At 71.2% G+C, this 22,347-nt stretch carries 17 protein-coding genes and 1 tRNA gene; 4 read left to right on the top strand and 14 right to left on the bottom strand.

Annotation, left to right across the window (positions count from 1 at the left end):
• Positions 1 to 46 precede the first annotated feature (46 nt).
• Entirely contained in the window at positions 47 to 1,411 is a 1,365-nt protein-coding gene (locus HUT19_RS26980; RefSeq protein WP_176182940.1) for a VWA domain-containing protein, read from the top strand.
• A gap of 62 nt (positions 1,412 to 1,473) precedes the next feature.
• The gene (locus tag HUT19_RS26975; protein WP_176182939.1) at positions 1,474 to 2,865 is read left to right on the top strand and encodes an FHA domain-containing protein; all 1,392 of its coding nucleotides are present in this window, start codon (positions 1,474 to 1,476) and stop codon (positions 2,863 to 2,865) included.
• 260 nt (positions 2,866 to 3,125) lie between these two features.
• Here HUT19_RS26975 and HUT19_RS26970 read toward each other — a convergent pair whose 3' ends face one another.
• Positions 3,126 to 4,178: a methyltransferase domain-containing protein gene (locus tag HUT19_RS26970; RefSeq protein WP_176182938.1), complete on the bottom strand. Its 1,053-nt coding sequence runs from the start codon at positions 4,176 to 4,178 to the stop codon at positions 3,126 to 3,128.
• 80 nt (positions 4,179 to 4,258) lie between these two features.
• Between HUT19_RS26970 and HUT19_RS26965 the strand changes: the two genes are divergently transcribed.
• Positions 4,259 to 4,663 carry a globin gene (locus HUT19_RS26965; protein WP_176182937.1) on the top strand — a complete coding sequence of 135 codons (405 nt, stop codon included), beginning with the start codon at positions 4,259 to 4,261 and terminating at the stop codon, positions 4,661 to 4,663.
• A gap of 337 nt (positions 4,664 to 5,000) precedes the next feature.
• Here the strand turns inward: HUT19_RS26965 and HUT19_RS26960 are convergent, their stop codons facing one another.
• From HUT19_RS26960 to HUT19_RS26930, 7 genes are all read right to left on the bottom strand, one after another.
• Positions 5,001 to 5,792 carry a hypothetical protein gene (locus HUT19_RS26960; RefSeq protein WP_176182936.1) on the bottom strand — a complete coding sequence of 264 codons (792 nt, stop codon included), beginning with the start codon at positions 5,790 to 5,792 and terminating at the stop codon, positions 5,001 to 5,003.
• Positions 5,789 to 6,244, bottom strand: a complete 456-nt coding sequence (locus tag HUT19_RS26955; protein WP_176182935.1) for a thioesterase family protein — start codon at positions 6,242 to 6,244, stop codon at positions 5,789 to 5,791. The genes HUT19_RS26960 and HUT19_RS26955 overlap by 4 nt, the downstream gene beginning before the upstream one ends.
• A 4-nt stretch (positions 6,245 to 6,248) precedes the next feature.
• Positions 6,249 to 7,913, bottom strand: a complete 1,665-nt coding sequence (gene ettA, locus HUT19_RS26950) for an energy-dependent translational throttle protein EttA (RefSeq protein ID WP_176182934.1) — start codon at positions 7,911 to 7,913, stop codon at positions 6,249 to 6,251.
• A gap of 290 nt (positions 7,914 to 8,203) precedes the next feature.
• Positions 8,204 to 9,601 (bottom strand): Cys-Gln thioester bond-forming surface protein, encoded by a 1,398-nt coding sequence (locus HUT19_RS26945; RefSeq protein ID WP_176182933.1) that lies wholly within the window; start codon positions 9,599 to 9,601, stop codon positions 8,204 to 8,206.
• A gap of 207 nt (positions 9,602 to 9,808) precedes the next feature.
• Positions 9,809 to 10,348, bottom strand: coding sequence for a single-stranded DNA-binding protein (locus HUT19_RS26940; protein ID WP_176187344.1), 540 nt, complete (start codon positions 10,346 to 10,348; stop codon positions 9,809 to 9,811).
• A gap of 242 nt (positions 10,349 to 10,590) precedes the next feature.
• A complete protein-coding gene (locus HUT19_RS26935; RefSeq protein WP_176182932.1) occupies positions 10,591 to 12,627 on the bottom strand; it encodes a GTPase in 2,037 nt (678 codons plus the stop codon).
• Between the two features lie 6 nt (positions 12,628 to 12,633).
• Entirely contained in the window at positions 12,634 to 14,244 is a 1,611-nt protein-coding gene (locus HUT19_RS26930) for a dynamin family protein (protein WP_176187342.1), read from the bottom strand.
• Positions 14,245 to 14,626: 382 nt separating this feature from the next.
• Between HUT19_RS26930 and HUT19_RS26925 the strand changes: the two genes are divergently transcribed.
• Positions 14,627 to 14,699 (top strand) — tRNA-Arg (locus tag HUT19_RS26925).
• Positions 14,700 to 15,253: 554 nt separating this feature from the next.
• Here the strand turns inward: HUT19_RS26925 and HUT19_RS26920 are convergent.
• From HUT19_RS26920 to HUT19_RS43255, 6 genes are read right to left on the bottom strand one after another with little or no spacing between them, the layout of a single operon-like run.
• Entirely contained in the window at positions 15,254 to 16,810 is a 1,557-nt protein-coding gene (locus tag HUT19_RS26920; protein WP_176182931.1) for a type VI secretion protein, read from the bottom strand.
• Entirely contained in the window at positions 16,810 to 18,336 is a 1,527-nt protein-coding gene (locus HUT19_RS26915; RefSeq protein WP_176182930.1) for an SCO6880 family protein, read from the bottom strand. The genes HUT19_RS26920 and HUT19_RS26915 overlap by 1 nt, the downstream gene beginning before the upstream one ends.
• Positions 18,337 to 18,339: 3 nt before the next feature.
• Complete coding sequence (locus HUT19_RS26910; RefSeq protein ID WP_176182929.1) at positions 18,340 to 20,295, bottom strand: hypothetical protein; 1,956 nt, start codon at positions 20,293 to 20,295, stop codon at positions 18,340 to 18,342.
• The gene (locus tag HUT19_RS43260; RefSeq protein ID WP_254885809.1) at positions 20,285 to 21,049 is read right to left on the bottom strand and encodes a hypothetical protein; all 765 of its coding nucleotides are present in this window, start codon (positions 21,047 to 21,049) and stop codon (positions 20,285 to 20,287) included. The genes HUT19_RS26910 and HUT19_RS43260 overlap by 11 nt, the downstream gene beginning before the upstream one ends.
• Before the next feature lie 7 nt (positions 21,050 to 21,056).
• Positions 21,057 to 21,404 carry a hypothetical protein gene (locus tag HUT19_RS26900; protein WP_176182928.1) on the bottom strand — a complete coding sequence of 116 codons (348 nt, stop codon included), beginning with the start codon at positions 21,402 to 21,404 and terminating at the stop codon, positions 21,057 to 21,059.
• The gene (locus HUT19_RS43255; protein ID WP_254885808.1) at positions 21,401 to 22,300 is read right to left on the bottom strand and encodes a hypothetical protein; all 900 of its coding nucleotides are present in this window, start codon (positions 22,298 to 22,300) and stop codon (positions 21,401 to 21,403) included. The genes HUT19_RS26900 and HUT19_RS43255 overlap by 4 nt, the downstream gene beginning before the upstream one ends.
• Positions 22,301 to 22,347 lie beyond the last annotated feature (47 nt).

Genomic DNA, 22,347 nt, shown 5'->3' with positions numbered 1-22,347 from the left:
AGACGCTATGGAGCAGATCGCCACGGAGCGCCAAGGAGCGGACCAGATGGCCACTTTCTCCAAGTCCCAAGCGCCGCGTTTCTCGGTCGAGGTCTACCAGAACGAGTACCTCCCCGAGGGCGGCCGTGAGGTGAACGCGATCGTCACGGTCACCTCGACGGGCGGCGGGACCACCGGAGGGATGCCGATCCCCACCCACCTGCCGGGCCCGGACCCGCGGGACAGCAGAGCCAGCGCGCCCGACGCGGCGGTGGTGATCATGCTCGACTGCTCCGGTTCGATGGACTACCCACCGACGAAGATGCGCAACGCACGGGACGCGACGGCCGCGGCGATCGACACGGTGCGCGACGGTGTCGCCTTCGCCGTGGTCGCGGGCACCCACAAGGCGGTCGAGGTCTTCCCGGGCACCGGACAGCTGGCGACCGCCGATCCGGAGACCCGCGCACTGGCCAAGGACGCGCTGCGGACCCTGAGCGCGGGCGGCGGCACCGCGATCGGCACCTGGCTGCTGCTGGCCGACCGGCTGCTCGCCTCCGCCGATGTCGCCATCCGGCACGGCATCCTGCTCACCGACGGCCGCAACGAGCACGAGAAGCCGGAGGATCTGCGGGCGGCGCTGGACGCCTGCGCGGGCCGCTTCACCTGTGACGCCCGCGGGGTCGGCACGGACTGGGAGGTCAAGGAAGTCACCGGGATAGCCTCCGCGCTGCTCGGCACGGCCGATATCGTCGCCGACCCCTCCGAGCTGTCCGCCGACTTCACGCGGATGATGGAGACGGCGATGGGCAAGGAGGTCGCCGACGTCAGTCTGCGGCTGTGGACCCCGATGGGCGCCGAGGTGGCGTTTGTGAAACAGGTCGCACCGACGGTCGAGGATCTGACCGCCCGGCGCACCGAGGCCGGTCCGCGCGCGGGCGACTATCCGACGGGGTCCTGGGGGGACGAGTCCCGCGACTACCACGTATGCGTCCGGGTGCCCGCGGCCGAGGTCGGCCGGGAGATGCTCGCGGCGCGCGTCTCCCTGGTGCTGCCGCGGCCGGACGACGGTCCCGCGGCCCCGCTGGCCCAGGGGCTGGTACGGGCCGTGTGGACGGATGACATGGTCGCCTCCACCGCGATGAACCAGCAGGTCGCCCACTACACGGGTCAGGCCGAACTGGCCCAGGTCATCCAACAGGGAATGGATGCCCGCAAGTCGGGCGATATCGAAGGGGCGACCGCCAAGCTGGGCCGGGCCGTTCAACTGGCCGGCGCGTCGGGGAACGAGGACACCGCGAAACTGCTCGCGAAGGTGGTGGACGTCGTCGACGCGGCGACGGGTACTGTGCGACTGAAGGCGAAGGTCGCGGAAGCGGACGAGATGACACTCGAAACGCGCTCCACCAAGACAGTTCGCGTTAAGAAATAGCAGAAAAACCAGCACACTCACGCAGGAAACGCCAAGAACGGCACACGAGGGGGATCACCGACATGCCGACCTGCCCCAACGGCCACACATCGGCGGCTGACGACTGGTGCGAGGTGTGTGGGCACCGAATGTCGGGGACGCCCATGCCCAACAGCGCCATGCCGCCGCCCCCGCCGCCCCCGATGGCGGGCGGCCCGGGAGCCCCTCCCGGTGCCCCTGGAGCCCCCGGCGGTTACGGCTTCCCGGGCCCGGCGGGTCCGCCCCCGCCCGGCCCCGGCGCACCGCCGCCGCCCGGTGGGCCGGGTGCGCCGCCGCCCTACGGAGGACCCGGCGCACCGCCGCCGTACGGCGGACCCGGGGCACCGCCGCCCCCGCCCGGCGGTACGGGCGGTGGATACGGCTACCCCGGCGCGCCCACGCCACCGCAGCCGGACGCCACCTTCCAGGCGGAGCTGTGCCCCCAGTGCCGTACCCCGCGCGAGGCGCAGGCTCCGTTCTGTGAGGAGTGCCGCTTCAACTTCCTGACGCAGACGCCCACTCCGTACTCGCCGCCCTCGTCCGGCGGGTTCGCCCCGCCGCAGCCACCGCAACCGCAACCGCAGCCGCCCCAGCCGGGGCCGCCGCAGCCGTTCCCGCCGCAGGGCCAGCAGCCCCCGCACGGCGGTGACTACCAGGCGTCGCGCCCGTCCCAGATGAACCGCCCGGCGGAGCCACTGCCCTCCTCGGAGCCGGTCCCGCCGTCCGGCCCGGCGTTCGGCAACGACGACGACTGGACGCTGCCGCCGCCGCAGACCGGTGCCGCCGGTCCGGTCGCGCCCGCACCCCCTCAGCAGCCGCAGCCTCAGCCGCAGTACGGATACGGCTTTCCGCAGCCGCCGCAGGGCGCGGCAGCGCCCGCGCCCCCCGCACCGCCGTACGGCAACGAGGAGTTTCCGGGCGCCGCGCCACCTCCGCCTCCGCCGGCGCAGCAGGGGCACGCGGGGCCGCCCCCGCCGCAGCAGTCGACGCCGCCGTCTCCGTTCGAGCACGGCGGGGCTCCGCCGTCGCCCGCCGGCTGGGTCGCGGTCGTCGCGCCGGACCGCGAGTACTTCATGGCGATGATGCACCGGAGCGGACCGGAGGCGTCCGGGCTGAACCTCCCGGCGTACTCCCCCGAGCAGCAGCTGCCGCTCAACGGCCAGCAGATCACCGTCGGCCGCCGCCGTCACAGCACGGGCGAGGCCCCCGACATCGACCTCGGGCGCCCGCCCGAGGACCCGGGCGTCTCGCACCAGCACGCGGTCCTCGTCCAGCAGCCCGACGGCACCTGGGCGGTCGTCGACCAGGACTCGACGAACGGCACCACGATCAATGGCGGCGAGGAGCCGATCCAGCCGTACGTCCCGATACCCCTCCAGGACGGCGACCGCGTCCATGTGGGCGCCTGGACGACGATCACGGTCCGCCGCGGCTAGTGCCGCGTCAGTCAAGGTTTGCCCGGTAGCGAGGCGTCCTGGCGCGTGCGATCGCAAGGCGGCCGGAAGCACTCGTAGTGGGCCTACTCGGGCTTTCGGCCAACGCAGCGAGAGGGGGCACCTCCCAGCGGTAGCTGGGGGAGCGTGCCAGGGCGGCGAGCGGGGCGAACCTTGGCTGACGCGGCACTGGTCCTGCTCCAGGGCCACCGGCCGGTGGTCCGGCCGGACCGGCCGGACCACCGGCGGGGCTCCACGTCCGGTCAGACGGCCGGGCCCAACGGCCAGCCGTACGGGCCCTCCGGGTCGTCCAGCCAGGCCCATTGGCGCTCGCCCCGCACCGTCACGCCGTAGCGTTCGCGCCCCGGCCGGTCCTCGTGCTCCCAGAGCGCGAGGGCCTCGACCGGCTCCATCCGGCCCGCGACCAGGTTCAGCAGGAAGCGGAAGGAGTCGTCCAGCAGCGGCCGGGGCGGGACACCGTGGGTGGACACCGAGGGCGGCGGACCGATACCGCGCAGCGGGACGAAATAGGCGGGAGTGGACAGGAAGCGTCCCTCCGCATGCCGGGCGTCGGCGACCCGCAGAGCGATCAGCCCGGTCGCCAGCGGCGTGAGGATCAGCGCGCCCGGCCGGCCCTGTCCGAGCCACACCCCCGGCACGGACGGCACCGCGCAGGTGACGATGATCCGGTCGTAGGGGGCGCGGCCGGGCCAGCCGCGCGCCCCGTCACCGGTGACGACCGCCGGGCGGAATCCGGCCGCGGCCAGCCGGCCGCGGGCGGCATCCGTGATCTCCGGGTCGAGGTCGAGGGTGGTGACCTGGTCATCGCCGAGCCGGTGGGCGAGCAGTGCGGCGTTGTAGCCGGTGCCCGCGCCGATCTCCAGCGCGCTGTCCCCGTCCCGCACCTCGAGGGCCTCGAGCATCCGCGCCATCAGCGACGGCTGGCTGCTGGAGGAGATCAGCTCCCCACCGCGCACCCGCGTCGCCAGGGGCGCGTCGGCGTACGCCCCGGCCAGCCAGCGCGCTCGTCGCAACGGATCCGGGTCATCACACCACAGCCGGGTGTAGACCGCGCTCCCCGGCGCCGCGCGCGAGCCGCCCCGCCCCTCACCCGCCTCGTAGTAGCAGGGCACGAACACATGGCGCGGTACCGCCTCGAACGCCGCCCGCCAGCGGGGATCGGTGAGCGCGCCGTTCGCCGTGAGCTGCCGCACCAGCCCGGTCCGCGCCTCCGCCGCGGCGGCCGCGTAGGGGTCCGCCGCCGCGCGGGGGTCCGCGTCCGGCGCGCCGCGCGTACGACCGCCCGTGCTGCCCATGACTCCACTGTCCTGCGCCCGCTCCCCGGCCGCGACCCACGCCCCCTTCCGCCGGCCGGGTGGTCTGAGAGCATGGAGGCGTGAAAGACATTCCGCGCGGCACACTTCAGGAGCAGACCTTCTACGAACAGGTCGGCGGCGAGCAGACCTTCCGTCGTCTGGTGCACCGCTTCTACCAGGGGGTCGCGGAGGACCCGCTGCTCCGGCCGATGTACCCCGAGGACGATCTGGGCCCGGCGGAGGAGCGGCTGGCGCTCTTCCTCATGCAGTACTGGGGCGGACCCCGTACCTACAGCGACAACCGCGGCCACCCGCGGCTGCGGATGCGTCACGCCCCGTTCACGGTGAACCGCGCCGCTCACGACGCCTGGCTGCGCCATATGCGGGACGCGGTGGACGAGCTCGAGCTCGCCCCGGACCTCGAGCGGCAGCTGTGGAACTACCTCACCTACGCGGCCGCGTCCATGGTCAACACCGAGGGCTGAGCCGCCTAGGTCCTGTCCTGTCGATCTTCGTGGATCAGGCCGCGGCGTCTGGTGCCGTGGATCGCAAGGCGGAGGGTCGTCCTCGTACCGGGCGTACTCGGATGATCCCGACAACGCGGCGAGGTGCGGTGCCAGGCGTCGCGGCCCCGCGAAGATCGGCAGGACAGGGCCTAGCCGCCGCCGCGAGGCCGGGCACCGAGGGAAGCGCCGGGGCGCGGGCCGCCAGACCGCGGGGCCAGGGCGCTGCCGCGGACCGGACACGAGAGGTGCGGCGACGGCCCGGCCGCCGGTGGCGCCGCCGGGCAGGGCCCGGCGGCGGGGTCGGGCGAGGTGGCCGTCAGGCCGGGCTCACGGTCAGGCCCAGCAGACCCGAGGTGCGGACCGCTACCGAGCCGTACGGGGTCCGCAGCCGCAGCCAGCCGCCCGCGGACAGCAGGGCCAGCGGCTCGGCCACCGGGGCGAGCGCGGCCGTACCCCCGGCGGCGGCACCCGCGCCGCCGACGGCCGCCGCCGTCCGGACCGGGCGGAGGAAGCCCAGCGACTGGGCCGCGTGCACGGCGCGCAGCGGCAGCCCGGTGCCGCCCAGCGTGCGCGACCAGATCTCATGGCCGATACGGTCGCGTTCGGCGCGGGTCCGGCGCTCCTCGGGCAAGGCCTCGTCACGGGCCCGGAACTCGGCGACCGCGGCGGAGACCGCCGACCGCACCTCGTCCGCACCGGGCAGCCCCTCGACCCGGCGCCAGCCGCCGCGCGGCGGCAGCACCCCGGCCCACGGCGGACCGGTGACGGCGGCGGGCACGGGCACCACCAGCGGGCCCGCACCGGCGGGGGACAGGGCCGCGAGCGCCGTGTCGAGCGCGTCCGCGAACTCACCGGCCGAGACCGTGGTGTCCAGGGCCCCCGCGGCACCGCCCGTGGTGCCCGCGGTGACCGTGGCCTCCAGTCGCGCCGTACGGATCGCGAGCACCTCGAAGGACGGCGGGCGGCCGAAGACGGCGAGCACCTCGCCGCCCGCCTGGAGCCGCACCGCGGCGGCGCGGTCGTAGTGGATCAGCCGGGCCAGGAAGGCGGCCAGATCGGCCGCCTCCCCGGCGTCGGCGAAGTGGAGTTCATGGCGGGCACCCGTCATACCGCGAGGGCCCCTTCCGGCCGCTCGTCCCGTCCGGCGCCCCGGCCCGGTTCCAGGTACTCCGCGAGGAACTTCTCCTCCTCGCGGCTGACCCGGCGCGGGCGCCCCTGCTCGAGGTCGAAGGGCACGAGGCGGGTTGCGGCCCGTACGTAGACCGCGTCCTCGTCCTTGATCTCGTACCGCAGGGTCAGATACGCGGCACGGATCTCCGTCACCCAGGTCTCGACGGTCACCGGGGTGTGCCGGTGGACGAGGGGCTTCAGATAGTCGATCTCGTGCCGGGACACCACAACACCGCCGGTGAACGCCTTGCTCCCGTCCCCCGGCGCCAGCCGCCACATGAAGTCGACGCGCGCCTCCTCCAGATAGCGGAGGTAGACCACGTTGTTGACGTGGCCGAACGCGTCCATGTCGGACCAGCGCAGGGGGCAGGAGTAGAGATGCCGTGCCATGCGCTCAGCCCCGGGTGAGCTTCTTGTAGGTGGCGCGGTGCGGACGGGCCGCGTCCGGGCCGAGCCGCTCGACCTTGTTCTTCTCGTACGACTCGAAGTTGCCCTCGAACCAGAACCACTTGGAGTCGCCCTCGTACGCCAGGATGTGCGTCGCGACGCGGTCGAGGAACCAGCGGTCGTGGGAGACGACCACGGCGCAGCCGGGGAACTCCAGCAGCGCGTTCTCCAGCGAGGAGAGGGTTTCGACGTCGAGGTCGTTGGTCGGCTCGTCGAGGAGCAGCAGATTGCCGCCCTGCTTGAGGGTGAGCGCGAGGTTGAGGCGGTTGCGCTCACCGCCGGAGAGCACCCCGGCGGGCTTCTGCTGGTCCGGGCCCTTGAAGCCGAAGGCGGAGACATAGGCCCGGGACGGCATCTCGACCTGGCCGACGTTGATGAAGTCCAGCTCGTCGGAGACGACGGCCCACAGCGTCTTCTTCGGGTCGATGTTGGCCCGCGTCTGGTCGACGTAGGAGATCTTGACGGTCTCGCCGACCTTGATGGTGCCCGCGTCCGGGGTCTCCATCCCCTGGAGCATCTTGAACAGGGTCGTCTTGCCCGCTCCGTTGGGGCCGATGACACCGACGATGCCGTTGCGGGGGAGGGTGAAGGAGAGGTCGTCGATGAGGACCTTCTCGCCGAACGCCTTGGAGAGGTTCTCCACCTCGACCACCACATTGCCCAGACGGGGGCCCGGCGGGATCTGGATCTCCTCGAAGTCCAGCTTCCGGGTCTTCTCCGCCTCGGCGGCCATCTCCTCGTAACGGGCCAGTCGGGACTTGGACTTGGCCTGGCGGCCCTTGGCGTTGGAGCGGACCCACTCCAGCTCCTCCTTGAGGCGCTTGGCGCGCTTGGCGTCCTTCTGCCCCTCGACCTTCAGACGGGTCTGCTTGGTCTCCAGGTAGGTGGAGTAGTTGCCCTGGTAGCCGATGGCGCGGCCGCGGTCGAGCTCGAGGATCCACTCGGCCACGTTGTCCAGGAAGTACCGGTCGTGGGTGATGGCCACGACGGTGCCCGCGTACTTGGCGAGGTGCTGCTCCAGCCACTGGACGGACTCGGCGTCCAGGTGGTTGGTGGGCTCGTCGAGCAGCAGCAGGTCGGGGGCCTCCAGCAGCAGCTTGCAGAGCGCGACGCGGCGCTTCTCACCACCGGAGAGGTTGGTGACCGGCCAGTCGCCGGCGGGGCAGCCGAGGGCGTCCATGGCCTGCTCGAGCTGGGCGTCCAGGTCCCAGGCGCCTGAGTGGTCCAGGTCCTCCTGGAGCTTGCCCATCTCCTCCAGCAGCTCATCGCTGTAGTCGGTCGCCATCTGCTCGGCGATCTCGTTGAAGCGGTCGAGCTTGCGCTTGGTGTCCGCGACACCGTCCTGGACGTTCTCCAGCACGGTCTTGGACTCGTCCAGCGGGGGCTCCTGGAGCAGGATGCCGACGGTGTAACCGGGCGAGAGGAAGGCGTCACCGTTGGACGGCTGCTCCAGACCGGCCATGATCTTCAGCACCGTCGACTTGCCGGCGCCGTTGGGGCCCACGACACCGATTTTCGCGCCGGGCAGAAAGCTCAGCGTGACGTCATCGAGGATCACCTTGTCACCGTGCGCCTTGCGCGTCTTGCGCATGGTGTAGATGTACTCAGCCAAGAGAAACCGTCCGGCAATCTGGTAGGTATCGAGGTGCGGCCCCGCCGCGTGGTCCTTGGGCGGCTCCCACCGCGTGAGGGCAGATACACCCCATCTTGCCGTACGCCAAGCCCGAGGCGGAAACCGGTTGTCCACCGCCCGCCCACGAGCCCGCGTACATCCGTCTACGAAGGGCCGGAGTCCCGGTGGGACTCCGGCCCTTCGCCGTGCCATCACTCCATCATCACGGTGCGTCGCCGACGCTCACGCCCATCGGACCCGAGGGCCGCCGACCCAGGGTGACCGGGAGGTCACTCGCCCGTGGGCGCCTTCTTCTTGCGGACGAGGAAGACCGCGCCGCCGCCGATCACGACGAACGCCACGGCGATGCCCGCGATCATCGGGGTGTTGCTGCTGCTACCGGTCTCGGCGAGGTCGTCACCGCCGGTGCTGCCGCTGCTGCTGCCACCGGCGGACGCCGGGCTCGGCTGCGAGGAGGGGGTGTCGCTGCTGCCGTCGCTGCTGGAGGTCTTGCAGTCCAGGACGCCGGAGAAGGTCTTCTCGAAGCCGTTGGGACCCTTGATGGTGAAGGAGTAGCTCTGGTCCTCCTTCACCGGGGCGGTGACGGTCTTCGACTGGCCCGCCTCGATGGTGTACTTCTGGCCCAGCAGCTCGAAGGTGAACGCCTCGTCGCCCTTGTTGGTCGCGGTGATGTCCACGCCGCCCTTGGCGCAGTTCTTCTCGGCGGAGACCGCCGGGATCGCGCCCTTCTTCGCCCAGTTCGCGGTGGCGGTGGCGGTGACGGTGCTCTCGCTGGAGCCCGCGAGTATCTGCGTCTGGCTCTTGGTGGCACTGGCGAACGCACGGCCGACCGGGACCTTGGTGGCGGCCTGGGCGGTCAGCGTGGCGCTGCCGTCGGGGGTGCCCTTCGGAACGTCGAAGTACACCTCACCGTTGTTGGCCGCGCTGGTGATCGTCTTACCGCTCTTGTCGACGAGCTTGACGCCGGAAGCGGCGGCCTCGGTGCCCGGGGTCAGGGTGACGCTGTCCGCGTTGGTGTGCACCTTGACCGGACCGAGCCGCTCACCGGCCTTGCCGGAGACGGCGGGCGGGTCCAGGGTCAGCGACGCCTTCGGCTCCTGGAGGTTCTGAGCGCTCTTCTGGAGGTAGTCGGCCAGCTTCTCGGCCGCGGGGTCGACCGCCTCGACATCCGCCTTGTCGGAGAAGCGCCAGATGGCGACCTGGGTGCCCGCGGCGGCCGTCTTCTCCGTGAGCGGACCGGACTTCGCCTTCTTCGCCAGCTCCGAGAGGTCGTTCACCTGCGGGTAGGAGTTCTGCAGAACCCAGTTAATCTTGCCCGCGTTGGGATTGCTCGCCAGCGAGGTGGCGCTCCAGGACTTCTCTTCGTACTTCGCCTTGTCCTGCGTCGGGTTGTGCAGGTCGATGCAGTACGTCTGGATGGTGCCGCCGTTGTCGACCGCCATCTCGAAGAGACCCGCCCCGACGCGCTGGTCCTTGCCGCCGTCGTGGATGACGGCCTTGTCGAAGGTCTTGAGACCGCTCAGCGTGGCGGTGGCGCCCCCCTGGTTCGGGACCGTGTCATCCGCGGCGGCGGTACCGGCAGCGGCTATCACACCTACCGCGACCAGGCCGGACGCCAGCATGGCGGCGCCCAGGCGGGCCGAGCCCCGCCTCTTTGCAGCAATCATGGTTTTCCCTTCGGGCGAGCGCCAGTCCGTAGGTGCGCCTCGCCAGCGAACTCAAAACTCAGGAACCCCCGTTGGGCACTCAGGGATCTTAGGGAGAAAGACACCCCTCGACCCCCGCCGGTAGTCGACACCCACCGATCCGAATCGGAATTGTTATCTCCGCCCGAGACCCGGTATGACCTGGGATTATCGACAAATCGCCGAGAATCAGGCGGAAGTTGCCCCGCTCGGTACGTTGAAAAGAGGTTTGGCCTGCGAGACCCGTCGAAAGGCGGAGGTGCCGCGTGAAAGGTCATGCCCGACGGCGACCGCGTCGATCTCCGCGGTGATCCATCGATGGGCGCCACCGGCGCCGCTCCCGCCCGCGCCGCGCATCCCCCCGTACTCCTCTGCTTCCTGACGATACGGAACCACCTGTTCCGCGCCCGCTCTTCCCGTCCGGTCCCCTTGCTGGTCCCGTGACTGCTCCCGCGGCCGGTCCCGTTCTCTCTCCCGCAGCCGCAACGTGCCGTGGACGAGGAGCGGTTCACCCAGCGACACCGAACCCGCCACATTCGCCGCGAGCGACCGCCACGTCCAGACCGTGTAGAAGCTCGTATACGCGTCCGCCCAGATCTCACGTCTCCGGTCCCAGCGACGCACCGTCACCGCCAGCCGGAAGCGGGCCACCGCGACCCCGGCCGCCGTCTCCCGGAAATCCGGCCGTGTCGCGGCATTGCCCACCACCGTCACCCAGGTCTCATTCACCGGACACGCCTCCCCCGTCATCTCGCGGCCCGTCGTCTCGGCGGCGCCGCCGTGCTGCGTGGTTCCCATGCTGCACGTGTTCGCGAGCTCCCGCCGGGCCCTGTGCACGACCCCCAGGCTGTGGACAACTCGGTGCCCCGTCCGGGTGAAGCCCCCGACGGAGTCCGCCCCTTCAGCGCTCCGCCGGCTCCCGCGGCGGCTCCGCCGGCTCCGCGGCGCTCCCTCAGCTCCCGCGGCCTTCCTCAGCTCCCACCCGCCGCGATGACGTACTGCGCCCGCACCTCGCGGTACCGAGCCAGCTCCGCCCCCACCGGCTCCAGCACCCGCGTCCGGCCGCACGCGACCGCCGCCTCGCGCCGCTGTGCCTCGGCCATCCGCCCATACCTCCGTGCGGGCCCCCGTGCCACCACTCCGCACCCGCACGCCAGCCCCGCGCTGACCGCGACCGCACCCGACAGCAGCATCGAGGGCAGCCACCACTCCGGCCCGCCGAAGAGTCCCGACACGATCCCCACCAGCCACACCACCGCCACCACTTGCACCAGCAACAGCGCCACCTGCGCCGACGCCACCACCGACCACCACCCGGGGCGGGCCGGGCGGCGCCCCGCCGTCGCGGCCGCCACCGCCTCGTCGATCGCGTCCGGCAGCCCTCTGCCGCCCCACCCCGCCGCCTCCCGCACCGCCTGGGCCCAGGGTCCGGGCAGTCCCGCCGTCGCCTCGTCCGCCAGCGTCCGTACGGCCTCCTCCACCGCGGGCCGGGCCGTGACCGCCTCGACCGCCGCCGCCTTCGCCCGCGCCCCCGGGATCTCCCTGGCGTCCTCCACCCGCCGCCGCGTCGACCGCGTGCCACCCGTCGTCGCCGAGGACCGTCCCAGGGAGCCCTGCGCTCCCCGGGCACCCCGCACTCCCCACGGCCCCCGCTGGGCGACCCGCCCCCAGGGCGTTCCGCACGCCCACTCCGCGTCCCGCAGCCAGGCGCGCTCGGCCGCCTGCCCGGCAGCCGCCGCGCCCGCCGCCTCCGCGAGGCGGTCCTCGAACTCCGCCCGTGCCCGTTCGCTCAGCCCGACCGAACCGCCGTCCGCGACGTACTGCGGCCGCAGCCGCGCGGTCGCGCCGTCCACATCGGCGGCGAGCCGCCGCTCCGCCGCCCCGCACTCGGCCGCCAGCCGCCCCAGCATGTCCCTCAGCTCGCCGACGCCCTCCCCCGTCAGCGCCGACAGCGCCAGTACGGCGGCCCCTGGCTCCCCGTGCTCGCCGAGCGCGAGCCCGTCCTCGTCCAGCAGCCGCCGCAGATCGTCCAGCACCTGGTCGGCGGCCTCGCCCGGGAGCCGGTCCACCTGATTGAGCACCACGAAGGTCACTTCGGCATACCCGGCCAGCGGCCGCAGATAGCGCTCATGGAGCACCGCGTCCGCGTACTTCTCCGGATCCACCACCCACACCACCGCGTCGACCAGCCCCAGCAGCCGGTCCACCCGCTCCCGGTGCCCCGCGGCGGCCGAGTCGTGATCGGGCAGATCGAGCAGGACGAGTCCGCGCAGCGCGGGGTCGTACGGATAGGCGGGACGGCGCCGGTCGGCCATCGGGATCCCGAGCCGGTCCAGCAGGCCGTCGGCGTGGTCGGTCCAGGCGCAGGCCAGCGGCGCGGCGGTGGTGGGGCGGCGGATCCCGGCCTCCGAGAGCTGTGTCCCGGCCAGGGCATTGAACAGAGTGGACTTGCCGCTTCCGGTGGCTCCCGCGAGCGCGACGACGGTGTGGCCCAGCGGATGCCGCCCCCGGGCGTCGGCCTCGTCCAGCACCCGTCCGGCCCCGGCCAGGGTGCGTCCGTCCAGCCGGGTGCGGGACAGCCCGACAAGCTGGCGCAGGGCCTCCAGGCGCGGCCGCAGGGCGCCGGTGACGAAACCGCGCGCGCCGGGCCCGTACGGACTGTACGAGGGGCTGCCGTACGCCCCTCGCCCGCCCGCCGTCCGCCCGTCCGTGGCCGTTTCCTGGCCGAACCCCGGGCCCGGCCCCGTGCCCCCCGTCGCGCCGACCGCCGCCGCCCCGTCCGGTCCGCGGTCACCGAGGCAGCCGTCGTCCCCCCACGGGCCGCCCGGGGCGGCGTCGGCGCCGTCTCTGCCGTCCGTCGGGTCCGCCGCCTCCGCGCCCGCGCCCCCGCGCACCGCGCGCCCCTCGGCCCGCTGCTGGGCGCGCCGGGCGATGAGGCCGTCGTCCCAGGTCTGGCGCGGCCGGTCGGCCGCGGGGTGGCTCGCTCCGTGGCCCTCAGTGGCGGTCACCTTCGGTCACCTCTCCTTCTGTAGTACGGACAGCGCGGCGATCAGCTGGACCTGGTGGTCCGGCGTCACGTCCAGGGTGTCCAGGGGCGCCAGCCGCCGGTCGCGCTCCGCCTCCAGGGCGCGGGAGGCACAGCCGTCGAGCAGCTGCCCGCCGCGGTCGCCCAGGTTCAGCGCACCGTGGGCGCCCAGGGTCTCGGCCAGCCGCTCGCCCGCCGTACGGGCGCGACGGCCGCCCAGCAGGGACGCCATCAACAGGGCGGCGACCACGTCGGGGGGGCATGTGCCGCCGCCCTCGGCGACCCGCGCCCGCACCTCCTCCTCGGCCAGTTCCTCGACGCACCGCCGCCAGTGGCGTACGGCCACGCCGATCCGCTCCGCCGCGCCGCGCGCGTCGCAGGGCGCGAGCCCGGCCCCCGCCACCGGATCCCGCTTCCCGGTCTCCGCGATCCGCTCGTCGGCGGCGGCCGCCGCGCTGCGCAGCAGGGTCGCCAGGGAGTCGGCGAGGGCGCGGAGCAGTTCCTCGGGGGTGCTGTCGTGCGGCAGACCGTGCCAGTGGGTGAGCGCGCCGCCCGCGAGCGCCGCGCCTCCGGCGATCTCCCGCCGCACCCGCTCGAGCGCCTCCCCGTATGCCCCCTCGACCCGCTGGACCAGCCGTACCGCCGCCGCGTGCTGGGCGGCGGCCGCACCGGCCAGCGCGGGCATGCGGGCACGCAGCGAGGCGAGCACCCCGGCGGCCGTACGGGCGGCCGCGACGCTCCGGGCGTACGGGTCCTGGGCGTGCTCGGTGAGCCAGGACCGCAGCGCGGCGACGGCGGTGGCGGGCAGCAGCCCGCTGCCCCCGCCCGCGGACTCGGGCAGTTCAGGGATGGTGAAACGCGGCACATCGCCGAGCCCGGCCGCCGTGAGGAGGGCCGCGTACTGCTGCGACACCTCGGCGGAGAGCTGGTGCGGCACCCGATCGAGCACGGTGACGAGGGTGACGTCGTACTCCTTCGCGGTACGCAGCAGATGCCAGGGGACGGCGTCGGCGTAGCGGGTGGCGGTGGTGACCAGCACCCAGATGTCGGCCGCGCAGATCAGCTCGGCGGCCAGGTCGCGGTTCCGGGCGACGAGGGAGTCGATGTCGGGCGCGTCGAGCAGCGCGAGTCCGCGTGCGAGCTCCGGGTCCGTCTCGATCCGCAGCGCCCGTGCCGTCTCCTGCCCCCGCTCCTCGTCGTCGTACGCCCCCTCCGCCCGCTCCCCCTGCGCCGGTACCCACACCCGGGTGAGCTGCGGCAGCACCCGCTGTCCGGCGAACCACGGGCGGTCCTCGGGGTGGCACACCAGCACCGGCGTACGGGTGGTGGGCCGCAGCACCCCGGCCTCGGTGACCCGTCGGCCGACCAGCGAGTTGACGAGGGTGGACTTCCCCGCCCCGGTGGAGCCCCCGATCACCGCCAGCAGGGGCGCTTCGGGGGCGCGCAACCGGGGCACGAGATAGTCGTCCAGTTGGGCGAGCAGCTCGGCGCGGCTGCGACGAGCGCGGTCGGCGCCGGGAAGGGGGAGCGGAAACCGTGCGGCGTCCACACGATCACGCAGTGCGGTCAACGCGTCGAGCAGCCGGGGCCGTACGTCCAAGATCGCCACGTTGTGAAGAATGCCCGTTTTTGTTGTCTTTTTGAAGCGTATGCTCACTCGTGCGCGTCAAAGAGACCCACCCGGATCACCCCAGAAGGGGTACGAGGCGGATGGGGCGGCCGGGGCGCAGGCATAACGAGTAGACAACACCCGCCCGCTGAGGCGTGAAAAACGATGCGAGTTTCGGACCTGCCTGCGATTATCAGACCGCTTCACCGAACCTCCACAACGTGCCACGGAGGTGAAGCAACCGGGGCGAGGCGCAGGGAGCCCTATCCTTGTCCCCGGCAAGGTCACGGTCCGCTGAGCCCGGCCATCCGCACCACGGCTGCACCGACGGCTCCGCGGAACCCGGGGGCTCACCGTTCCACGACCACCACCGGCCCCCGTAGCTCAGTGGATAGAGCAGGCGCCTTCTAAGCGCTTGGCCGCAGGTTCGAGTCCTGCCGGGGGCGCACCGTGCACGCGGTGTCCGAACGCCCTCCTTCTCGGGAGGGCGTTTCTACTGGTCAGGTGCACACTAGCGAGTGCTGCGTAGCGTGAGCGTAAGCGTGGGACGTGCTTGCCGGCCGGCGAGGCGGACTCGCGCTCGGCAGGACGTCTTGCGGGCCGTGCTCCAGGCCCGGCGGAAGACCGATCCGGCGAGCAGGCCGCCCTTCTCCCCGGGGAAGAGGAGGCCGCCGGGGGAGCAGGCCGTCCTGCCGGATCAGGCCACGGAGGACGGCGACGAGGGCTGGGTGGGCGGGGACAAGCGGCGCGGCTTGGTCGTACGTCAGCGACCCGATCCGGGAGCCGCTCGCCCCCTCCCACCCCGAACGAGCAGGCCGCTGCCGGACTGAAGACCGCGGCTCACCCCGATCGAGACCCTCACAACCCTCACAACACGCTCGGCCGCCGGCTACCAGCGCAGGCACCGCGGATCGAGTGGGCGAGCCGGGTGCGCAGGCGCGGGCGGAATGATGTTGTCATCCAGACCTGAGCCGGATCCGGATCAGCTCTTGAGGGACCATCACACGACCATCTTCTCGTCGGTCTCGAAGAGCTGCTTCTCGGTGGCGGAGAGTATCAGTTGAACGGCGTGGGAGCCGCCGCCGCGGCCGACCTTCCACAGCGCCCGGCCGCGCTGGCCCGCGCCCCAGGACGCGATCAGCTCACATTCGGCGTCGGTCAGACCGATGGCCTCGCGGGTGAGGTTGAGCGGCTTGGTGTCCTGCGCGAGTTGGACGCGGGTCTCACAGGAGGCGATCAGATCCTTGGCAATGGCGACGGCCTCCGATCCGGCCGCGCCGACCGCTTCAAGGTCGCTGAGGCGGTGCGTGGCGAGCACCTGGATGGTGCCTGTCGCACGGGAGAGCCGCAGGTCCGCGTCGATCTTGCGGACCATGGCGGCGCCTCCGCTGCGCATCTGCCGCCACAGCTCGTCCCGTACCACGATCCAGGGCCGCCCGGGGCGGTCGATGGCGGCCTGGGCCCAGGAGGAGACACAGGTCAGCACCATCGCCACCGTCTCGTCCCCGTACTGCTCCAGGGCGGAGATGTCGACGGACTGGATCGGCGCGTCCCAGTCCAGGGAGATGGAGGTGTGCTCGTCGAACAGGCCGCCCAGATGGCCATGGATCATGCCGCCGAGGGCGGAGCGGATGGAGGCCATCTGCTCCCGCGCGGTCTGTACGTCATCGCCGCGCACCCGCAGTTCACGCGCCATGCGGTCGGTGGGGTCCTTCAGCACCAGGTAGACACGCGGCAGGGTGGGGACTTCCTGACGCTGTTCGTCGACATGTGCCAGCTCGCCCGTCACCTCCCGCACCGCGATGTCGAGGCACTCCTCCTCCTGGGGCAGGAGGTTGCGCCGCAACTGGAGTTCCAGCAGGGCCTTCAGCAGGGTGAGGCGTCGGCGGTGGATCTCCTTCAGCCGGGCTCGGAGCATCTCCCGGTCGGTGATCTTGTCGAGGTCCTGGCCCAGTGGTCCGGCGTCCAGGGGGTTGAGACGGCCGGGCAGCCCGGGCCCCAGCCGGACCGGCTCCACGCCAAGATGGCGGCAGAGCTGCTGGTACTCACCCTTGACATCGCCGGCGATCAGTGTGCGGTGGCCGAAAGCCATCAGCCGGAAGCAGAGGGCCTTGATATGGGCGCTCTTGCCGCTGCCGGGGATGCCCGTGATCATGACATTGGGGTTGGTGCACAGACCGTCGCCCACCCAGGCCGCCGGATGGGCGGAGAACGCCTGCATGGTCAGGGTGTTCCAGCCTATGTAGGCGCCAAGCGGCGGCAGGCTGCCAGCGTGCAGAAAAGGATAGATGCCCGCGGCTCGCGCGGTGTCGGCCCGGAAAACCTCCGACCGTACGAGCGAGGCGGCACGTCCGGCGAACGGCTGTCGCCACCCCTTCTTGGGAGCCACGCGCATGACCGCGTCGGGGTCCTCCAGCAGCCGGGAGCGCCGCAGTTCGCGTGCGCTGAGCTGGCGCTGGGGGGTAGCCGTCTCCGTGTTGGTGTCGATCAGGTTGGTCAGCGGGGCGGCTTCGAGCGTGGTGTCGTCGAGCCGACGGCGGTTGAAGGACAGGCCCATCAGATGCCCACCCGCCGATCCGGCAGCCCCTGGCCCAGCGGCAGCGCGGCGGCTGCGAAGCCCGCGTCCTGGGCACCCCACACCCGCCGTACCTCAAGGCCGGCGGCCGAGGCATCGGCCTGGAGTTCCGCGCAGGCGATCTCCAGTTCCTCCTCGTCCATCACGGTGACGGCCAGCAGACAGCTCAGCCGGACCACGCCCTGGCCGGAGGCCCGCGCCACGTCCTGCGCGCGGGCGGTCATCGACTCGCGGCGTTCATCCTCGGACTCCACCCGGCCGGTCTTGGAGCGAAGCTGGCGCGCGGCGTCCCGTTTGGCCTTTTCTCGTGCCAGCTCCTGGCGCGCCTTGGCGGGGCCGATCGGCTCGTAGACCAGCGACATCGAACGGCGGGCGTTGCGCCGGGGCCGTAGCAACGGCTGGAGGAAGGTGGCGTACACCTCGGACTGAGGCAGACCGCGCACCTGGTACGAGACGGTCCATGCCCCGTCGTGCCGGTACACGCCCCAGCCGGTCTCCGCCGCCGCGGGTCCGGCCACCGCGGGATCGACGCCAGGCGGGGTGCCCTCCCATGTGGGCTCGTGTGCGGCGGTGTTGCGGGCGGCGAGCATCAGCTGCGCCTCCGGGTCGTATGCGGTGCGGATCGCCTGGGCGACCTTGCGAGGCGTCAGCATCTCCTCGATCTGAAGACCCGCGCTGCTCAACCCCCCTTGCATGGCGTGGACCTCGCGGACCAGGACGGCGGCGGCGCCGACTTGGCCACCGCCCGCGCCCCTGACCGCCAGGCGTGCGCGTGCGGACGAAAAGGTGATGGCCAGATAGGTCTCACGAATGGTGGCCACCGGCCCCGCGGCGAACATCAGTTCGTCCAGAGTCCTTACGGCGGCGGGCGGAGCGTCGGGGGTGATGTGACGTTCGGTCCATGACCTCAGCTCGGTCCCGTCGTCGGGGAGGGAGCGCTGGTGTACGGAGATCCTGGTGATCGCCCCGTCTTCCTTGCACTGTGAGCGGAGGAAGGCGGCCCAGGCACCGACGCGGGCGTTCTGCTTGTCCGTGTCGACCAGCGCCAGGCCGGGGAAGCCGACCCGGGCGATGGCGGTGTAGGTGCCGTCGACCGGATCGTGAACGACTCCGAGTTCGCCGCCGAGCCCATCGGACGCGTTGAGGATGCGCAGGCGGGCAAGGACTCCGGGCAGGTCCATCGGCTGATCCCCCGTCTTGGTGCGGGGTGCGAAGGCGCCGGAGAGAAAGAGGTTCTTCTTGGTGGCCACGGCGATCTGATGCCTCACTGCGAGAATGATCCATTGATCTGCTGACAACCCCAGAACGCGCCCATAGGCGAGGAGAAGCAGCAGCACGGCGAGCGGAAGGCAGACAAACGTCGCGGCCCAGCTCCGTTGGTAGAGCGGAATGATCGCTACGATCGTCGCGGCCGCCACAAGGGCGAAGCCGGGGCCTGACAGGTTGCCCATGAATCCGCTGCGCTCGGACTGCCAACCGCCGTAGGTGGCGGGCTCTTGGATGGACATGGGCTACTCCCTCCACTCGTAGGAGTCTGGTGGAGCCGCGATCGTCTGGTTCCCTCCTGGTGGGAGTGGCGGAGCCGAGCTGTCCGTTGGGGCATCCCGCTCCAGGGACACGGAGTAATCTCCCGATGCGGACGGCCCCGATGCGGACGACGGTGGAGGCTCTTCTCCTCCTCCGCCACCCCCCGCGTCGCCGGGGCCCCCGCCGCGGCGGCCGATGACCACATGATGGCCGGGATTGGAGGGCGGACCCAGCCCCGCGTGTGCCGCGGTGTTGCTCCCCGCGTCCTCCAGGATGTCCTTGCCGACGGCCGCGACTTGCAGGCCCAGCCCCACGACACCGCCAGCCTTGTGAGCGAAGCCGCCGGAACCGCTTCCCTTCATGAACTTGGACCAGAGGCCGCCACCACTGGAGTTGGAGCCGCCGGAGGCGGTGGTGGCGTTGTCCTCCTCCAGTCCCTTGGTGAAGCCGGCGCCTCCGCCGATCATGCCCGCACCTCCGGGTCCGGACTGGGGCCGGTAGCCGGCGAACATCGTCGACATATTCGATCCGGCGGCGCCGATGAGTGCGGAGCCGCTGCTGTTGCCATCGCCGTTGCTGGTGAAGGTCATGAACCGGGCGATCACCGGCCAAGCGAAACACGACATGATGAAGATCAGCAGCCCGACCAGGACATTGCGGGCACCGTCACCCTCGCTCATGGCGTTGAAGCCAATGGCGAAGCAGGTCACGATCACCGGCTTCATCAGGATCAACGCGATCACTGCGTTACGGGCCTTGGGCCACCACTCCCGGGTCGAGTCCGCCATCTGCCCCGCCAGGACGATGGGCATCACAGCGACCAGGATCATGATCCCGGCCTGACGCATCATCATCTCGATCCACAGTCCGCCGATGGCCAGAATGCAGAGGACGCCGATGACGATGATGAAGCCGACCGAGGCCGCCACCATGCCACTGCCGGTGATCAGCGCGCCACCAGCTGCCGCCGTCCCGCTGGCCGCGCCGAGGCCGGCGAACAGCTCGCCGAGCTGTTCCTGCATCGCCCTTTGGGCGTCCTTCTCGCCGGAGCCGCCGCCCTTGAAGGTCTCATTGATAATCGTGGTGCTCAGCTGGTCGGACCAGTCGAGCGCGGTCTGGATGGCGACCACGTAGACAGCGAGAATCACCGCCCATTTGGCCAGTCCGGTGAGCGCGGTGACAAGAGGACCGCCCTGCTGGCTGATGGCCAACTTGCCGAACTGCAACAACAGGAGAAAGGCCGCGACCAGCACCGACAGACCCGTCATGATGCTCATCGTGGAACCGATACCGGTCTGCCCCAGCTTGATGGTGGACCAACTGTTGAACGCGTCGGCGAACTGTTTGAGCACCCATACGACCGACTTGCCGATGTATTCCGCCGCCTTGGTGAGCATGTCGGTCGCCAGACTCGCGATCGCGTCGCCGACCCACTCCCACGGCGTCTTCACGTTGATCATGGGATAGTTCGAACCGTGCTCGTTCATGCAGTCCTGGAGCATCCGGCCTTTGTTCACACACTCAGTGAGGAGCTCATTGAGCTTCTTGTAGTTCTTGTGGTTGTGATCGGCCTTCTTCCGCCACTCCTTGAGCTTCTTGAGCTCGTGTTTCTTCAGGTCCTTCTTGGAGCAGTCCATCATGACGTCGCTGCACGGCTCAATGGTGCCGGGTATTTCGCCGATGGCCTTTTCCGTGTCGCACCGTTCGGGGTCGGCCCCCAGTTGGACGTTGCACCAGTGGTCTTTGTCATCGAGGCCGATGCCTACGGGGCCGTTACCGCCCTCGGTCCACTCCTTGGGCGGGTCCTTCGGAGGGCCGTAGTTGACATAGCCCTTGGGATCGTCCGCGGAGGCCGTCGGCGCGCCGGCCGCTCCAAGTCCGAGACAGAACACCAAGGCCAGCAGCAGGATCCGAGCCCGCCGGGAACGCTCACGCCACATGTGCCACCTGCCACCAACCGCTCTGCCAGGAAATGGAGCTGTCGGGGTCGTAGGACGCCGGGAACGTCCGCATCCTGCGGTAGCGCGGCTCATCGGTGATCTTCCAGTCGCCGTCCTCCCACTTGAGGAGCATGTCAACTGTCTCGTCCTTCAGCGGCTTGGTGGCCGGGGTTCCATCGGGTTTGGTCGCGTAGCGGTCGTAGTTCAGCCAGACCTGGATGACACGTCGGCTGTACAGCGGCGTAGCCCTGATCGCGTTGACGGTGGTGGTGAAGGTCAACCCCCCCGGCACTCCACCGGAGGGCGGCAGTTCCACGCGTTCGCGCAGCTTGCGGACCTCGGAGACCTGCTTGTCGATGGAGGTCGGAGAATCCTTGGAGGTGATGGCCTCCAACTGCTGCCGGGTCCTGACGTCGTCAAGGAAGGGAGACTCCTCCAGGTAGTGGACGGCCGCTGAGGTGGCACCGGGCCCAGTGCGGGGGAAACCGATGGAGAAGCCGTTTTTCTGACTCTTCGGTTTCAGGAGGCGTAGGGGCTTGGCCTTCGCAGGAGTCATCTTGCCCCGTGAAGAGCCCGACGGATTCGGCTTGGGTGTGCTGGACCTTCGGTCACCGGGCGGCGCGGCGGATGCCTCCCCGTCGGATATGGCGTTGCCCAGCAGGACAGCGCCGCCGGCGAGGAGGGCGAGCACCAGCACCCCGATGCCGATCAGGCGGACGCGGGCCCTGCGGGCCACGCGGTCTTGGTCTTCCATGTCCGCCTCAGTTCGACATGTTGTAGAAGCCCATGACCAGACCGGAGGTGACGCCGATACCCACTCCGGCGATCAGACTCCAGAGGATCGAGGACTTGCCACGGGCAGCGAGACTCGCCCGCTCCGTGTTGTGCCCGATAGCCACCAAGCCCCAGCCGACGAGTCCGCCCAGAACCGCCAGTGAGAGGCCACCGCCCGCGGTCCAGGCGAGAATCGTGCTGGTGGGCGTCCGGATCTCGCCAGGCAGCTTCGGGTCGTACTTCGGAACGATGGGCTTCTTGTCGCCCCCGTCGGCGAGGAACTGAAGGTGCGGGTCGTTGGCTATGACATGCAGGGAGTGCAGCAACTGACTCATGCAGGAACCTTTTTCGAAGTGTTGCGGGCGGTGTGGTCGACGTTGGGTGAGGCCGCCGTCCGAGCGCGCGGCACAGCAGCCGCGGGGAGTGGGTCGCCCCAGGCGGCCCAGGCCGAATCCACCACCGCGTGGGCGAGTTGTCGTCCCGCCTCCAGCGAGCGAGGTTTCAGACGGGATGCGTCGCGCATCCCATGGGCACGGATGCGCGGGTCATGCGGCACCTGGACGACCGCCCGGACTCGCGGTTCGAGCATCGCGGCGGCGGCCCTGACCGAGGCGGGGGCCCGGCCCTCCCCGGTGGCGGTCAGGGCGACGATCACGCGGTGAAGCGGAAGCCCTTCCGCCGAGGCAGCCTTGACGGCCGTCTGAAGGGCCTGGACGCCGGAACCCGTGTTGGCCGCGCACAGAACCGGTACGGAGAAGGGCAGTTGGCACCAACGAGCAGTCAGGCCGGTGGAGCCGGCGCAGCGCGCGGTGAGCACATCGTGGGCGACCGGATGGACGGTGTCCGCGATGACCGCCTGCCACCCTCCGATCGCGGCCAACTGGTACCAGGCGGCCGGATCTTCGGGGAGGGGAAGGGGCGGGTGATTCCACTCCTGGTGATCGGTGAGCACCTGCCACGCGCCGCCGTTGGGAGCCGGGAAGCGGGACGCTGCCGCATGCACCTGGCCGCGGGTGAGCGGCCGGTCCGGAGGGAGCGAGAGCAGGCCGGTGCCGGGCTCGGCACTCCACGCGGGCCAGGGTGAGGACAGGCGTGGTCCTGTGTCCAGTACAACGGATGAGCCCACCGCCGACAGGGCGCAGGCCAACAGGCCGGCCGTGGTGGACCGCCCGCTGCCGCCGACCGTGCTCAACACGGGTACGACGAGTCGGTTCTGATGTGTGAGTGACATCACAGGATGCGTCTTCACCATGCCCCCGCTTGGAATCGCATTTACCG

Origin of the sequence: Streptomyces sp. NA02950 (assembly GCF_013364155.1) — a bacterium.
In the GTDB taxonomy this organism is placed as follows: domain Bacteria; phylum Actinomycetota; class Actinomycetes; order Streptomycetales; family Streptomycetaceae; genus Streptomyces.
This window is presented reverse-complemented; position numbering and strand designations above follow the sequence as displayed.

Bases quoted from the DNA above. Each gene is read 5' to 3' on its own strand.
- HUT19_RS26980 (WP_176182940.1), top strand. From the start codon at position 47: ATGGCCACTTTCTCCAAGTCCCAAGCGCCGCGTTTCTCGGTCGAGGTC.
- HUT19_RS26975 (WP_176182939.1), top strand. From the start codon at position 1,474: ATGCCGACCTGCCCCAACGGCCACACATCGGCGGCTGACGACTGGTGC.
- HUT19_RS26970 (WP_176182938.1), bottom strand. From the start codon at position 4,178: ATGGGCAGCACGGGCGGTCGTACGCGCGGCGCGCCGGACGCGGACCCC.
- HUT19_RS26960 (WP_176182936.1), bottom strand. From the start codon at position 5,792: ATGACGGGTGCCCGCCATGAACTCCACTTCGCCGACGCCGGGGAGGCG.
- HUT19_RS26955 (WP_176182935.1), bottom strand. From the start codon at position 6,244: ATGGCACGGCATCTCTACTCCTGCCCCCTGCGCTGGTCCGACATGGAC.
- HUT19_RS26945 (WP_176182933.1), bottom strand. From the start codon at position 9,601: ATGATTGCTGCAAAGAGGCGGGGCTCGGCCCGCCTGGGCGCCGCCATG.
- HUT19_RS26920 (WP_176182931.1), bottom strand. From the start codon at position 16,810: ATGGGCCTGTCCTTCAACCGCCGTCGGCTCGACGACACCACGCTCGAA.
- HUT19_RS26915 (WP_176182930.1), bottom strand. From the start codon at position 18,336: ATGTCCATCCAAGAGCCCGCCACCTACGGCGGTTGGCAGTCCGAGCGC.
- HUT19_RS26910 (WP_176182929.1), bottom strand. From the start codon at position 20,295: ATGTGGCGTGAGCGTTCCCGGCGGGCTCGGATCCTGCTGCTGGCCTTG.
- HUT19_RS43260 (WP_254885809.1), bottom strand. From the start codon at position 21,049: ATGGAAGACCAAGACCGCGTGGCCCGCAGGGCCCGCGTCCGCCTGATC.
- HUT19_RS26900 (WP_176182928.1), bottom strand. From the start codon at position 21,404: ATGAGTCAGTTGCTGCACTCCCTGCATGTCATAGCCAACGACCCGCAC.
- HUT19_RS43255 (WP_254885808.1), bottom strand. From the start codon at position 22,300: ATGTCACTCACACATCAGAACCGACTCGTCGTACCCGTGTTGAGCACG.